Source organism: Nitrospirota bacterium, assembly GCA_040754395.1.
GTDB lineage: Bacteria > Nitrospirota > Thermodesulfovibrionia > Thermodesulfovibrionales > SM23-35 > JBFMCL01.
Genome location: JBFMCL010000001.1, coordinates 130,787 through 144,138 on the forward strand (window position 1 = coordinate 130,787; position 13,352 = coordinate 144,138).

General features: G+C 47.5%; 14 protein-coding genes and 2 pseudogenes. 8 read left to right on the top strand and 8 right to left on the bottom strand.

Annotation, left to right across the window (positions count from 1 at the left end; translation table 11 throughout):
* Positions 1–14: 14 nt before the first annotated feature.
* The gene (locus AB1552_00600) at positions 15–1,973 is read left to right on the top strand and encodes a PAS domain S-box protein (protein ID MEW6052276.1); all 1,959 of its coding nucleotides are present in this window, start codon (positions 15–17) and stop codon (positions 1,971–1,973) included.
* Between the two features lie 90 nt (positions 1,974–2,063).
* Here AB1552_00600 and AB1552_00605 read toward each other — a convergent pair whose 3' ends face one another.
* Positions 2,064–2,510 carry an archease gene (locus AB1552_00605; protein ID MEW6052277.1) on the bottom strand — a complete coding sequence of 149 codons (447 nt, stop codon included), beginning with the start codon at positions 2,508–2,510 and terminating at the stop codon, positions 2,064–2,066.
* Positions 2,511–2,569: 59 nt separating this feature from the next.
* Positions 2,570–3,487 (bottom strand): peptidylprolyl isomerase, encoded by a 918-nt coding sequence (locus AB1552_00610; GenBank protein ID MEW6052278.1) that lies wholly within the window; start codon positions 3,485–3,487, stop codon positions 2,570–2,572.
* Between the two features lie 103 nt (positions 3,488–3,590).
* Here AB1552_00610 and hemL point away from each other — a divergent pair, with 103 nt between their 5' ends.
* The 4 genes from hemL (at position 3,591) to AB1552_00630 (ending at position 6,352) form a co-directional block, all read left to right on the top strand.
* Positions 3,591–4,877, top strand: coding sequence for a glutamate-1-semialdehyde 2,1-aminomutase (gene hemL / locus AB1552_00615; protein MEW6052279.1), 1,287 nt, complete (start codon positions 3,591–3,593; stop codon positions 4,875–4,877).
* 88 nt (positions 4,878–4,965) lie between these two features.
* Positions 4,966–5,211, top strand: a complete 246-nt coding sequence (locus AB1552_00620) for an AtpZ/AtpI family protein (GenBank protein ID MEW6052280.1) — start codon at positions 4,966–4,968, stop codon at positions 5,209–5,211.
* Positions 5,186–5,575 (top strand): hypothetical protein, encoded by a 390-nt coding sequence (locus AB1552_00625; protein ID MEW6052281.1) that lies wholly within the window; start codon positions 5,186–5,188, stop codon positions 5,573–5,575. Before AB1552_00620 ends, AB1552_00625 begins: the two co-directional genes overlap by 26 nt.
* A gap of 216 nt (positions 5,576–5,791) precedes the next feature.
* The gene (locus tag AB1552_00630) at positions 5,792–6,352 is read left to right on the top strand and encodes a tetratricopeptide repeat protein (GenBank protein ID MEW6052282.1); all 561 of its coding nucleotides are present in this window, start codon (positions 5,792–5,794) and stop codon (positions 6,350–6,352) included.
* Between the two features lie 6 nt (positions 6,353–6,358).
* Here the strand turns inward: AB1552_00630 and AB1552_00635 are convergent, their stop codons facing one another.
* Positions 6,359–6,673 carry a PilZ domain-containing protein gene (locus AB1552_00635; protein ID MEW6052283.1) on the bottom strand — a complete coding sequence of 105 codons (315 nt, stop codon included), beginning with the start codon at positions 6,671–6,673 and terminating at the stop codon, positions 6,359–6,361.
* Positions 6,674–6,995: 322 nt separating this feature from the next.
* Here AB1552_00635 and AB1552_00640 point away from each other — a divergent pair.
* Positions 6,996–7,058 (top strand): annotated as a pseudogene (locus AB1552_00640) (hypothetical protein).
* Here the strand turns inward: AB1552_00640 and AB1552_00645 are convergent.
* Together AB1552_00645 and AB1552_00650 are read right to left on the bottom strand one after the other, a co-directional pair.
* A pseudogene (locus AB1552_00645) lies at positions 7,058–7,183 on the bottom strand (DDE-type integrase/transposase/recombinase). The pseudogenes AB1552_00640 and AB1552_00645 overlap by 1 nt on opposite strands.
* A 51-nt stretch (positions 7,184–7,234) precedes the next feature.
* Entirely contained in the window at positions 7,235–9,070 is a 1,836-nt protein-coding gene (locus tag AB1552_00650; protein ID MEW6052284.1) for a tetratricopeptide repeat protein, read from the bottom strand.
* Between the two features lie 335 nt (positions 9,071–9,405).
* Here AB1552_00650 and AB1552_00655 point away from each other — a divergent pair, with 335 nt between their 5' ends.
* Both AB1552_00655 and AB1552_00660 read left to right on the top strand, forming a co-directional pair.
* Positions 9,406–9,624 carry a hydantoinase B/oxoprolinase family protein gene (locus AB1552_00655; GenBank protein ID MEW6052285.1) on the top strand — a complete coding sequence of 73 codons (219 nt, stop codon included), beginning with the start codon at positions 9,406–9,408 and terminating at the stop codon, positions 9,622–9,624.
* Positions 9,625–9,667: 43 nt separating this feature from the next.
* Complete coding sequence (locus AB1552_00660; protein ID MEW6052286.1) at positions 9,668–10,354, top strand: hydantoinase B/oxoprolinase family protein; 687 nt, start codon at positions 9,668–9,670, stop codon at positions 10,352–10,354.
* A 2-nt stretch (positions 10,355–10,356) separates the two neighbouring features.
* On the opposite strand, the gene AB1552_00665 is transcribed toward AB1552_00660, so the two are convergent.
* From AB1552_00665 to cysK, 3 genes are all read right to left on the bottom strand, one after another.
* On the bottom strand, positions 10,357–11,811 hold the full coding sequence (locus tag AB1552_00665; GenBank protein ID MEW6052287.1) for a sigma-70 family RNA polymerase sigma factor: 1,455 nt from the start codon (positions 11,809–11,811) through the stop codon (positions 10,357–10,359).
* Complete coding sequence (locus AB1552_00670; GenBank protein ID MEW6052288.1) at positions 11,808–11,954, bottom strand: hypothetical protein; 147 nt, start codon at positions 11,952–11,954, stop codon at positions 11,808–11,810. Before AB1552_00670 ends, AB1552_00665 begins: the two co-directional genes overlap by 4 nt.
* Before the next feature lie 471 nt (positions 11,955–12,425).
* Positions 12,426–13,352 carry a cysteine synthase A gene (cysK, locus tag AB1552_00675; protein MEW6052289.1) on the bottom strand — a complete coding sequence of 309 codons (927 nt, stop codon included), beginning with the start codon at positions 13,350–13,352 and terminating at the stop codon, positions 12,426–12,428.

The following is a 13,352-nucleotide window of genomic DNA, read 5'->3' on the forward strand; positions in this document are numbered from 1 at the left end:
ATGAGAAAAGGCATATGCATGAAAAGATTCCTGCCATGAAAGAAGCCGCGCATCCGGACACTCAACCTTCAAAAACAACTAAACGGAAAGTGAAATGCTGGCAGGTATTCCGGTGTGGCATGAAACAATGTCCGGCTTACAGGGCGAGAAACCTGAATTGCTGGCTTGTTTCCGGCACCTGCTGCAGGGATGCGCTCCAGGGAAAGTTCATCGATAAGTTAGAGATATGTATCGACTGCACGGTATTCAAAAAGAATCTGGACGCTGCCGGCCTGAAAAAAACCTACAAGATTTTCAGCACACAGTTCCGGGAATACAGGAAGATGGCCGCACATGGCACCCAGCAACTGAACGAGATAAACAGAGAGCTGGAATCCGGGATGTCGGAAGTCTTTGAAGCGCTTGACAGGATAGCAGCAGGAGACCCTTCGGTGAGGGTTTCCGAGATTTCAAAGATTGAACTGATCAGAATACTGAAACATGCGGTGAATACCACAGCCCGGAAGATCGGGCAGATTGTGGACCAGTCCCATGAATTTGCCATCTCCCTTGCGGAACACTTTGATGTGATGCACAGGGTCTCAAAAGGGGACCTGAGCGCACGGGTGACGGGAAGTTCGGAGGTTGAACTGCTGGAAGCGCTGAAGCATGTCTACAATGAAATGATAGAGAGTGTGAACAAGGAAATCACTCATCGCAGGGAAGTCGAGAGAGAACTGAAAGAAAGCGAGGAGCGTTTCAAGGATATTTCCTTCAGTATGGCAGATTGGGTTTGGGAGGTGAATGAAGAAGGCAGGTATACGTACTGTTCAGACAAGGTAAAAGATGTTTTGGGATATGTCCCGGAAGATATCCTCGGCAAGACTCCTTTCGATTTCATGCCTTCGGATGAAGCCGAAAGGGTGGGCAAAATATTCTCGGAAATAGTCAGGAACAAGGATATGATCAGGGATCTGGAGAACTGGAACATCCGCAAAGACGGCAGAAAAGTATGTCTTCTCACCAATGGCGTCCCGGTCATCGATGAATCGGGGATATTTAAGGGATACCGGGGGGTTGACAAGGATATCACTAAGAGCAAAGAGGCGGAGATGGCACTCAGGGAGAGCGAGGAGAAGTTCAGGACCATCAGTTCCTCTGCCAAAGACGCGATTATCATGGTTGACGATGAGGGAACCATTTCATTCTGGAACAATGCCGCAGAGCAGATATTCGGCTATACAACAGAGGAAATCGTCGGGCAGAAAATACATGAGCATCTCGTTCCCGTTCAGTATCGGGAGGCTTCCAGAAAAGGTATCAGCAGTTTCCAGTTAACGGGATTTGGCCCGCTCATCGGGAAAACCTCTGAGTTGTCGGCGATCCGGAAAGACAGCACTGAATTCCCGATATCCCTGTCAATCTCATCAGTAAGACTGAACGAGAAATGGAATGCAATCGGCATACTGAGAGACATAACCTCACGGAAAAAAGCGGAAGAAGAACTGAAGGCTATGTCGCTTCATGACGAGCTTACCGGGTTGTACAACAGGAGGGGGCTCATGGCCCTTGCCCAACAGCAGCTCAGGATAGCCGACCGGATGAAGAGGGGAATGCTGATGCTCTTTGCAGACCTGGACGGCATGAAACAGATCAACGATACCCATGGTCACCACGAAGGCGACCTTGCCCTGAAGAAGACCGCACGTATCCTGAAGGAGACATTCCGGGATTCCGACATCGTTGCCAGGGTCGGCGGGGATGAATTTGTCGTCCTTGCACTGGAGACGAATGAGTCATACTGCGATCTGCTTGCAAACCGGCTGAAGGAAAATCTGGATTTGCATAACAGGGCGTCACAAAGGCACTATGCACTCGCTCTGAGTATCGGTATCGCTCATTATGATCCTGAATTCCCCTGTTCTGTGGAAGAACTGATATCCCAGGCCGACACGCTGATGTATGAGCAGAAAAAAAGAAAGCTGCAACATTAGCTGCGAAACACACCCCCGCATAGTTTGATCGCTGTCTTTATGCGGATTATTCATAATTACCTTGCACAGCAGCGCCCGGAAAAGACAAGACTATATATCAAAGATTACGTCGATTTCCCAGATGTCCGCGGGCTTTTCTACTCTGAGCATGTGGTAGGTTGCTGCCTTAATGAGAAGCTTTCCGTCATGTCGTTCAGGATCAAATTTTTCCCCGGATATGACAGCTGTGAGCCTGCAGGTCTGTTCGCTCTCCGGCTGGCCATCTTCGCAGACCAGCTCATTGATGTGGATGGTCTTTCCTATAAAGCCATACGCATCGAAATGAAATATCAGTTCATTCAGCCATGAAACCAGGAGCCCGTCGAGGGAATGGCTTTCAACCGCCGGCGTGACTGTTTCTTTTTCTTTTATAAAATCGGGGTCTGTAATCAGGCTGTACATGCCGGCTGCGGCATTAACGAACGCCTCTTTGCTGCTCCTCCCGAACGCTCTGAGTCCGACATCACCTGATATATCAAGGACGGTATATTTCTCCATGAATAAAATATCATCCCGGGAATCCGGGACAATAAACGAATGCCCGGGGATGGCGATCCCTATTTCTTGCCTGTTTCCTGTTTCGGCTTCTGTTGCGGTTCAGCTTCCTGACCCGGTTTTTCCTGCTTTTCCTCCGCTGCGCCGAGTTTGGAAACCGCGTCCCTGTTTATCTCAACCTTGTAGGCTTTTTTCAGGTCCTCGATATACGTATCAAAAAACTCTTTCTGTTTTTCGGCGGAAAGTCGCTGCATCAGCACATGCTGAATCTTGTCAAACTCTACCGGTTTCCCCATTTTCTTGTCTGTTGTCTTGATGAGATGGTATCCGAACCTTGTTTTCACAGGCCCGCTTACTTCTCCGGGTTTCAGTTTTGCCGCTGCTGATTCGAACTCCGGAACCATCTGGCCTGCGGAGAAGAATCCGAGATCCCCGCCATTGGGCGCGGAACCGGGGTCTATCGAAAGCTTCTTTGCAAGTGCGGAAAAATCCTCACCTTTCTTGAGTCTTTCCTGTACCTTTTTCGCTTCCTCTTCGGTCTTTACCAGGATATGGCTGGCCCTGATCTGGCTGACAGATGCGAGTTCCTCCTTGTGTTTTTCATAATAATCCTTTACGTCCTTTTCCGTAACCTTTGTCTTCTCCTCGATCTCTTTTTCGAGGAGCTGGCTGATGAGCGTCAGTTTCCTGAACTCTTCAACCTTTTTCTGGAATTCAGTGTCTTTGTCAAGCCCCCTCTTTACCGCCTCCTGATACAGCATTTCCTTCTTGATAAGCTCGTCGAGAAACTGCTCCTTGCCCTTACTGTCCTCGAACATCTTCTGTGCAAAATCGGGAAGATTCTTGAATTCCCTTTCGAGATCATTCTGTGTGATTTTTGTATTTCCGACCTTTGCGAGATAAGGCCCTTTCTGTTCCCCCTTTTGTGCACACGCAGCAAGGAGGGAAATGCTGAAGACAAGAACCAATAACTTTCTCATGAACTCCTCCTGTTCGATGAATTTTACTTTTATAGCATAAGATACATTCTTTTTGACACATAAAAATTTTTGTGATAGAGTAACTGAATTTACCGGTATTCCCATGGTGCGGAAGAAATCTCATACATTGTTCCAAAAAGCAGGCACGCTAATCCCGGGCGGTGTCAACAGCCCTGTCCGGGCTTTCAGGGCTGTCGGAGGAAATCCGGTATTCATCCGGAAGGCAAAAGGATCAAAGCTCTATGATGTGGACGGCAATGTCTACATAGACTATGTGCTTTCCTGGGGTCCCCTTATCCTCGGGCACGCGCACGCAAAGGTTGTCAGCGCCCTCAAGAAGGCTGTGGAAAATGGCACAAGTTATGGTGCGCCCACTTCCCTCGAAATCCAGCTTGCTGAACTGGTCCTGAAAGCCTATCCTTCAATGGACAAGGTGAGGATGGTAAATTCCGGCACAGAGGCAACCATGAGCGCCATTAGGGTTGCGCGCGGATTTACCGGAAGGGATAAGATAATAAAATTTGAGGGATGCTATCACGGACATGCCGACGGACTGCTCGTAAAAGCCGGCTCCGGTGCAACAACCTTCGGTGTTCCGGATAGTCCGGGTGTCCCGAAATCATATGCAAAAAATACAATAACACTGCCTTTCAATGATATCAGCGCGCTCACCTCAGTTATCAGGAATGAATGGAAATCCCTTGCCTGTGTCATTCTTGAACCTGTCGTCGGAAACATAGGCTGCGTGCTCCCGAAGCCCGGGTTCCTCGAATCTCTCAGGAGATTGACCAATGATCACGGCATTGTCCTGATATTTGACGAGGTGATGACAGGGTTCAGGGTATCATATGGAGGAGCACAGGAATCCTTCGGAATCACGCCTGATATGACCTGCCTTGGCAAGGTTATCGGAGGCGGTCTTCCTGTCGGTGCGTATGGCGGGAAAAAGGAGATCATGTCAATGGTGTCACCTGAAGGCCCTGTATACCAGGCAGGCACACTCTCCGGGAATCCGCTCGCGATGACTGCCGGGATTGAGACCCTGAAGATTCTCGCCAGAAAGGATACATACAGGAAACTTGAAAATACCGCCGCACTCCTTGAGCGCGGACTCAGAGATGCTGCAAAATCATCCGGAGTCAGTACCCGATTCTACCGTGCCGGCACTATGTTCTGCACCTATTTTACCAACACCGATGTAGTCGACTATGCAACTGCAAAGACTTCCGACACTGCGCGGTTCTCCAGGTTTTTTGCTTCCATGCTCGAACACGGTGTATATCTCGCACCGTCACAGTTTGAGTCCGGATTCATATCCCTCGCCCATACCCCGCACGATATCGAGAAAACCGTGAAGGCCGCATACAGGTCATTCACTGCACTCAGGTAAGCACTCCCTTTGTAATTATGTCGTTTCAGTCGTTTTATCCGGTTTATTTATTCCATGCCTGTGCTAAAATCTTAGAAAGGAAAAGAATATGGGTTTTTCTAATTTCAGGGAGTATATGCAGGCATGGATTGTCGGGCTGCATCTTGTCTTATCCACCTTTATCGGCCTCGCAATGGGGTATGGCCTCGATTATCTTATGGACAGATGGTTCGGCTGGCATACAAAGCCCTGGCTGACAGTCATTTTTCTCATATTCGGCATCATTGCAGGGTTTAAAGAACTCTACCTGATGGCCAGGAAAGCAGACCGTGATTCAGATAAAAAGAATTTATAAGCAGGGCATCCCCATTCTCGTTGCGCTGGCCTCTCTCTCAGCGCTCATGGAATGGAAAAAGTTTCCGGTCAGTATTCTTGTCGGAGGCATCCTCGGTCTCGCAAACCTGAAAGGACTCGCCTGGGGACTGAGGGATTTCGGCAGTCACCCCAGTCCGAGCGGCAAGGTGATTTTTCTAAGTCTGGTCAGGTTTTTTATCCTCGCCTGTATCCTGATTGTGCTGGTCATAGCAAAACTGATCAATCCTGTGGGAGTCCTGATAGGATTCACCGTAGTATTTGTGCTGGTCTTGATTGAGGGGCTGCGTATCGCACGTGAGTCATCTAGACAAAGCATCCATGATGACGGGAACCCGCAGCCATGAATCAGATGCTTCTGGAAGGACCGTTTATCCCTGTCATTTTTGAAATCTGATATCACTCAGTCTGTTTTTTTCACATGTATATGATATGCACTTTAAGGATGCTAACCCGTTGCACCATTTGCAGTGCGTACCATCGATGCATGCGTTTCTTGTTTTATTAAAATCTTATATGTTTATATAAACATACTTAAATAAAAGTTTTAAAGGAGGCGTATTATGGATTCCCAGGAACTGCTGAAGCAGGCGCAGGTGCTTCTCGCTGAAGGCAAGGATGCAGAAAGCGCTGATGCCTTTACAAAAGCTCTCGAAGCAGGGGCAGACCCGTATATATGCTATTTGAGCCGCGGAGTCGCCTATATCAAAATGCAGGAAATAGACAAGGCGGTTGATGATTTCAGTCAGGCTGCAAACGCCAACAGTCAAAGCCCGAGGGCCTATTTGTATCGCGGCATGGCATACATGATGAAGGTGGAATTTGAAAATGCAGTGGCAGATTTTACGAGGGCACTGGAACTCAAGACCGACTTTGGCATGGCAATGTTTGCACGGGGGGTGTCCTATGCGAGACTTGGCAGATTCGAAGAGGCATCACGCGATATGATGACTGTTATGCCGCAGATGGAACAGAACCTCCAGAGTTTTGCCGATTCCTACGGGATTGTGAGAACAGAAATGTGGAAAGTAATGGCACAGCTTTCGGGGGAGGCAAAGACACCGACACTTGACCTGAATGAGAAAGACATGAACACCCTGAAAAAGTGGCTTGGTGATGCATAGAAGCTGCTAATTCTGCAAAGATTTCATGAACTCAGAGAATCTTGGGTCTCCCTGGGTCAGTTCAATACCCATCCCGTTTTTGCGTTCTATCAAATTGACATTGCGGACATATTTGACTATGCCGTGCAACCTGCACACACTGTCATCCAGCAGTCTTAGGTTGATTGCGACTGATGTCCCTACAGGAAAGTTTCTCTGAGATCTGATAAAAAAGCCTTTTTGAGATACCCTCACGGTGATTCCCTGAATCATATAATCCCGGAAGTGTATTTCTGCGGGCAGTTTCACCAAATACCGTTGATGCTGCCTTTTTATTCCCACAATGTAATACTATCAACTTTTGCGTGCCGAAACCAGTAAATTGTGGGGGGGCTAGTGGCAGGCAGTCTCGCTCCGATTATTCAAAAACTGTGTGTACGATGACAGGAGAGAGTATTTTCGCCCAGGCCCGTTTTTCACAACGAGATCGACACGGCCTCATTTCACTCTTCCTTGCGATGGCAGCATAATAAAACAAGCGCCTGTTATGCAACAGGTATTAAACAGTTGAAATGCGTATCCCCTATTTGGGACATTCAGATTTGAACGGATCCGGTTTTTGCGTTATAGTTGTTCCTGGAAATCGATTCCGCAATGAATACTCATGACTGAACAGAAACACAGATGGCGGTTTGCGATCGACAGGGGCGGGACTTTTACCGACATCGTTGCCCTCCATGCCAGTACCCGGCAGCTTGCCCAGTCCATGATCGCTATAAGATAGCAGAATCCCCTATACATCGGCAGATACGTTATATCTGCTGCCCAGCACTGATTGGCTTTAGTGATTTCAGAGCTGGCTGGGAAAAACTGGACAGGTGTTGAATCTTCTTAGTAAATTCATTATCTGTTGAAACTCCAAAAGAAATTTCCATAAACAGGACCATTGTATGGATAGTTGGTATACCCTCCGCTACACAACCTATAAGGTGAGTAATCAAGCTTCTTTACAACAGGACATATCACTCCTCTTTCTTTCCAGCAATTAATACCGCAGTAGGCACCCGTTGGTGAATACATTGGAACAAATCTATAACAACCATCAGTTCCCCACTGCGGGTTCCAATACCACTCAAGTTTACCTGCTCTAAATTCTTGTCCACTTTGAGAAGCCCAAAAAGAATTCCAGATTCCAGAAGATGTGCATGTTCCATTGCATTTTTCACCACTCATAGTTCCATAAAGGCATTTCCCAGCAATAGGGTCTGGTACTCTACCATTAAATACATCCTCATATACTTTTGCGGAGCCCGAAGTGTAACTGCCAATCTTCAATCCCTCATAGACTCCTTTCTCTATAACGTAATAATAACGCTTGTGTAGAGCAGTTACATCACCAGCAGGAATTGTATAGCCAGGTGCGTTATGGAAACAATATTGAGTCCCAACGCAATCTATGGTACCACTCAAAATATTTACCCGGGTTCTGATATTCCAGCCGACTGCACGCATCATCCCAACAGTACCTGAACCGAAGGAACCAGCCTTTTCAGCCTCTCCATTAATAGTCCAGACCATATAGTATCTAGCTTTACATGCCCAATCGGTTGAACTGCAATATGGAGATGTGTCTCTTATATCTGCAGCTGATACTGTACCAGATTTCAAACTCTCACCATCTTTTGAATTTTCACTTTTAAAAAAGATATCCTTTTGAAGCTTACTCCCAGGAATTTTATATTTTGTTGGTAAAGGTGCTCTATAGCCGCCAGTATCACTGAATTTCAAGTATTTTTTGTATTCCTCTTCTGCCTTTTTGAGCTTGCCCATTCTTTCCAATGCAAAGCCCTTGAGAAAGTAAGTATAAGAATAATCTTCAGAAGGGTTAAGTTGTTGCAGTATACATAATGCCTCCTTATTTTTCCCTCTGTCTAACAGATACTCTGCATATTCCACGACGGGATTAATGTCCCCATCCTGCCTTATGGTTAAAACCTTCTCAAAAAATTCTTCCGCCTTTGGATCATTTAGCTTGGAAAGTACCTTAGCATAATTGAGATATGTGTAGGTTATAGTTGGGGTTATCAACCGAGAAAAATATTTATCCACCCGTTTGCGATCACCCACGATGGAAAGGACTTCGGTCATCTCATCTACGTAGTGCATCCCTATAAAGGGGTTGCCCTCTATTGCATGCACAGCTCCCAGATCCTCAGCCTGTGTAAATGCATCAGCCGCCTTCTCCAGGTATTCTTTTCTCTGGCTATGGTAGTATAATTCCCTATAGATTCTACCTAACCCTTCATAAAGATGGCGACTTTCAGGATACTTATCTCTCATAGAAAGCAATCGTCCCACTGACTTCTCAAGCCATACTACTATAGACTCGCCTTCTGTATCTATCGGCTCACCAAAACCCCGGCGCTTAATTGAATGTTTTACCTTCTCAACTTCTTCGAGGTACGCACGTAACGCTTCAACTGATTCATTCCTGTCTGGAAGATTGCTTGCCTTAACAAATTCAGTGTTCTCAATAAATGCTTCAACTTCCGGTGAGAAAGGCGATGGCATTTGGGCAACCTCTTTCTCTTCCTCAACAACCTTAGGCGTTGTTACTGCAAAGCCATCTGCTATTCTTTCCTCAGTTACTTCCGCTGCTATAACCTGTTGGTTGGGAAACAGTACAAGACAAACGATAGTTATTACTGCTTCCAAAAGCCAATGTCTTTTCGTAAACATAGTTATTCCTCCTCCTGAACTATTGATGTTTTTTAAAGTTCCAAATCATCTTTTTTTGGATACTATAATATTCTTACTAAATCTTATGGGATATTTAACAAATTCTTGAATTATTCGTGAAAGCATAATTAACCTATTATATGATTAGTCACAGATTAGAAATAAATTACCAAAATTCAGCGATAAATAACTCAAACGTCTGGTAAACAGGTCATCTCTGAAAGGTGTGTGACAATCTCAGATGATAAGACGAGATTCTTTCTGCTTCGGTCGTTCCAGCGACTCGCTGATGAGGGCGGACCCACTAAGGAAGATGCTCCGTCCTGACTGAGTACATGGGACACATTCAGGATAATGCCGAGTACGCGGTTAAAAAAGCTCTTCAGAAGTTTCTTGGGCACGATAACAATTTCTTCGGAGCATTTGCAGATCATCTGGACGACGGGACTCCTGTGAAGGCAACAGTATCAATTGACGGAGGGGATGACCCTCCTTCCACGCTCACGATCACCGTAGATTTTACCGGCACCGGTACGCAGCATCCGGAACGATAATCTGAACGCACCGGTCTCTGTTACCCGTTCTGCAGTCCTGTATGTGCTCAGGGTGATTACGGGTGCTGACATCCCGCTGAACAGCGGTTGCCTCAATCCTGTTGAAATGATTATCCCCGCGGGAACATTACTTGCCCCTGCATATCCGTCTCCTGTGGCAACCGGCAATGTGGAAACTTCCCAGCGGGTCGTTGATGTCCTTCTCGGTGCATTCGGCATTGCTTCGGCATCCCAGGGAACGATGAATAACCTGCTTTTTCAGGTCAACGGGGAGCAGCCATATTATGAGACCATAGCCGGAGGAGCCGGGGCAATCGATGGATGCAGGGGAGCCTCAGGTATCCAGGTACATATGACCAATACGAGGATTACCGACCCTGAAATCCTGGAATTCCGGCATCCGGGGGTAAGGCTCGAACGGTTTACCCTGCGGAAAAATTCCGGTGGCAACGGGAAGTTTCCCGGCGGTGACGGGGTAATCAGGGAGATACAGTTCCTAAGGCACGCAATCGTTGCGATTCTCTCCGAAAGAAGAATTTATCCTCCTTACGGAATCAGAGGGGGAAAGCCGGGCAAAAAAGGCGTGAATATGCTGAAAAAGGCTGACGGCAGCAGTGAAGTTCTTGGTCACAGGGCTGTTCTTGAAGTCTGTCCGGGAGATGCGATAATTATTGAAACACCGGGGGGAGGAGGGTACGGACCCCCCGGGAATACGATGAATCAGGAATAATCCTATGAGGCATTCAGAACTTTAAGGTTCCTCAGCCGGTTTGGATGCTTGAGTTTTCTCATGGCTTTTGCCTCTATCTGCCTGACCCGCTCACGGGTAATAGAGAGACGTCTCCCGACTTCTTCAAGCGTATGGTCTCTTTCAGCGCCGATACCGAATCTCATCCTGATCACTTCCTCTTCCCGTGGTGTGAGCGTGTGCAGGACTTCGAGGATCTGTTCGGTAATGTTGTTCTTTTCCATATCAGCGTATGGAGACGGAGTATTGCTGTCCCCGATGAAATCCTCGAGCGTTGCGTCTTCATCTCCGATAATGGTCTGAAGGGCTACCGGGTCCTGCATCGCCCTGAACACCTCCTCAATTTTCCTGGAAGGCACCTCGAGTCTTTCGGCAATTTCTTCAACAGAGGGCTCCCTGCCGAGATACGTCACAAGGTCTTTGGACGTCCTGGTAATCTTGTTGCAGAGTTCCATAACGTGGACAGGAACCCTAATGGTCTTTGTCTGATCAATGAGCGCCCTTGTGATCGACTGCCGGATCCACCAAGTAGCATAGGTGCTGAACTTGAAGCCGCGCTTGTAGTCGAATTTGTCTATCGCCTTCATGAGGCCGATATTTCCCTCCTGGATGAGATCGAGGAGCGAGAGGCCCCTTCCGAGATAATGCTTGGCAATATTGACCACCAACCTCAGATTGTGGGTTATCAGCGCATTCTTCGCCTCATCAACAAGGGCCCTTGCCCTTGAGATTCTCTCATATGTTGTTTTCAGTTCTTCAAATCTGCTTCCTGACTCTGTCTCAATGCGTTTTCTGACATCATGAAATGCCTTCACAATATTCTTTATCTTGTCACCGCCTGCAGCTGTTTTTCTTTTTCCCCTCACGAATCTCCTGACATCCTGCAGATCCCCGTTTCCGCCGAGGAGTCTTTCCGTATTGCGCACTTCAAGCATAAGAGCGTCAAGTACTTCCAGGCTTTTTCTGAGCGCCTCATCCGCCAGTTCCTCCGGTGTCTGATATGTATCCCTGTGATCCCAGTCTTCCAGATCCTTTTTTATTCTCCTGTACATCGGAAGCGAGGCAATCGTTTCCCGGAGTATCTTTTTTCCCTGTTCTATGCTCCTTGCGAGTTCCCCCTCTTCATCCTTGGAGAGCACAGAAATATCTCCCATGGAGCGGAAATATGCCTGGACGAGGTCTTCGGTCTTTTCATCACCTTCCCGCTCCCCTACAGCATCATCCTCTTCATTTTCCGTTACCGTATCATGACTCTCCACGACCTGCACGCCCATATCACTGAGAAGAGCCAGAAGGTCCTCCAGTTCGTCCTGCGATGCAAATTCCGAAGGAAATGCCTCGTGTATTTCATTGTAAGAAATAACCCCGCGTCTTTTTCCCAGATCTATAATCTCTTCAAAAATATCCCAGTCTTTCATGGCCATATTCCCCTCTTTCATTCCTTATCCCTGGATGGTCTCGTATCTTCCGGAATCAGAATGGGAACGAATTCCTCGTGTCTGACAAGCGCCTTCTCGATGTCAAGCCGGTTCCATATATCCGCAAGGGCCCTCGCTATTTTCTGGAGAATATTATTCATCATAAATTGTTTTTGCAATATTCGTACCACCTGATCCCTGCATTTCCTATATTCTGCGAGTTGTATTACTCTTATTTTATACTATATCTATATTATTTAATATGCAAATCGTATACCACATTCTTGCTATGTGTACCAGCCATAAGCAGCCGGAGTAATGATGATCTGCAATCGCGCATCAACACACAGCCCATGTATTCACAATTTCTTGCTCAATACAGAAGAGATGCAATATCATCGCTCATTCTCGGTCCGCGTTGCAGACCTCCGAGGTACAGAGTGTTCTTCGCTTTATGGCATCGAACACTCTGTAAATCCGCGCTGATACCGCATCTCTTCTGTTATTCCACGCTTCAGTAATACTCTGGGCTAGGAATGTTCCTCTGAAATTGTGTAGCGGACTTCCTATGAATAGGTAATTTGCGTTATATTCTGTGGAGTATAGTGTTCTGCGATTCTGGAGGAGAGTATCTGTCAGTCCTGAAACAGATCCGTGCTCAGATAGCGTTCACCGGTGCTTGGAAGAATTACCACAATCTGCTTCCCGGCATTTTCCGGCCGTGCGCCAATCTGAAGGGCAGCCCGCACAGCTGCACCAGAAGAGATGCCGCACAGGATTCCTTCTTCTTTTGCCATCATCCGCGCGGTTTCGAACGCCTGAGCATTTGATATCGTGACAATTTCATCAATGATGCGGGTATTCAGCACCTTGGGAATAAAGCCCGCCCCTATCCCCTGAATCTTATGGGGACCGGGTGCACCGCCGGACAATACAGGAGAATCTGCCGGTTCAACGGCAACGGCCCTGAAGGACGGTTTGCGCTCTTTGATCACCTCGGAAACACCGGTAATAGTCCCTCCAGTCCCAACCCCTGCAACAAGAATATCAGCCGCACCACCGGTATCCCGCCAGATTTCTTCTGCAGTGGTTTTCCGGTGAATATCTGGATTTGCCGGGTTGCTGAACTGATCCGGCATGTAGGCATGCGCTGTCGCCGCAACAATCTCTCCGGCCCGCCTTATCGCACCCTTCATCCCCTCACTTCCCGGGGTCAGCACTATCTCTGCGCCGAGGTGCTTCAGGAGCTTTCTCCTCTCAATGCTCATGGTCTCCGGCATGGTCAGGATAAGCCGGTATTGTCTGGTTGCACATACAAAGGCAAGTGCAATGCCCGTATTGCCGCTGGTCGGCTCAACGATTACCGTATCGCTGTGTATCAGGCCCTCTGCTTCTGCAGATATGATCATGGACAACCCGATTCTGTCCTTTACGCTTCCGAGTGGGTTTCTGAACTCCAGTTTTGCCAGGATGGTTGCATCTGTATCCTTGGCAATCCTGTTCAGACGGACAAGCGGGGTAGCGCCTATCGTCTGTGCAATATCCAGAAAAATCTCAGACAT

Excerpts from the sequence above, each read along its gene's own strand:
- AB1552_00600 (MEW6052276.1), top strand. The coding sequence starts at position 15 with ATGCATGAAAAGATTCCTGCCATGAAAGAAGCCGCGCATCCGGACACT.
- AB1552_00610 (MEW6052278.1), bottom strand. The coding sequence starts at position 3,487 with ATGAGAAAGTTATTGGTTCTTGTCTTCAGCATTTCCCTCCTTGCTGCG.
- hemL (MEW6052279.1), top strand. The coding sequence starts at position 3,591 with ATGGTGCGGAAGAAATCTCATACATTGTTCCAAAAAGCAGGCACGCTA.
- AB1552_00630 (MEW6052282.1), top strand. The coding sequence starts at position 5,792 with ATGGATTCCCAGGAACTGCTGAAGCAGGCGCAGGTGCTTCTCGCTGAA.
- AB1552_00605 (MEW6052277.1), bottom strand. The coding sequence starts at position 2,510 with ATGGAGAAATATACCGTCCTTGATATATCAGGTGATGTCGGACTCAGA.
- AB1552_00655 (MEW6052285.1), top strand. The coding sequence starts at position 9,406 with ATGGGACACATTCAGGATAATGCCGAGTACGCGGTTAAAAAAGCTCTT.
- AB1552_00650 (MEW6052284.1), bottom strand. The coding sequence starts at position 9,070 with ATGTTTACGAAAAGACATTGGCTTTTGGAAGCAGTAATAACTATCGTT.
- AB1552_00665 (MEW6052287.1), bottom strand. The coding sequence starts at position 11,811 with ATGAAAGAGGGGAATATGGCCATGAAAGACTGGGATATTTTTGAAGAG.
- AB1552_00670 (MEW6052288.1), bottom strand. The coding sequence starts at position 11,954 with ATGATGAATAATATTCTCCAGAAAATAGCGAGGGCCCTTGCGGATATA.
- cysK (MEW6052289.1), bottom strand. The coding sequence starts at position 13,352 with ATGTCTGAGATTTTTCTGGATATTGCACAGACGATAGGCGCTACCCCG.
- AB1552_00620 (MEW6052280.1), top strand. The coding sequence starts at position 4,966 with ATGGGTTTTTCTAATTTCAGGGAGTATATGCAGGCATGGATTGTCGGG.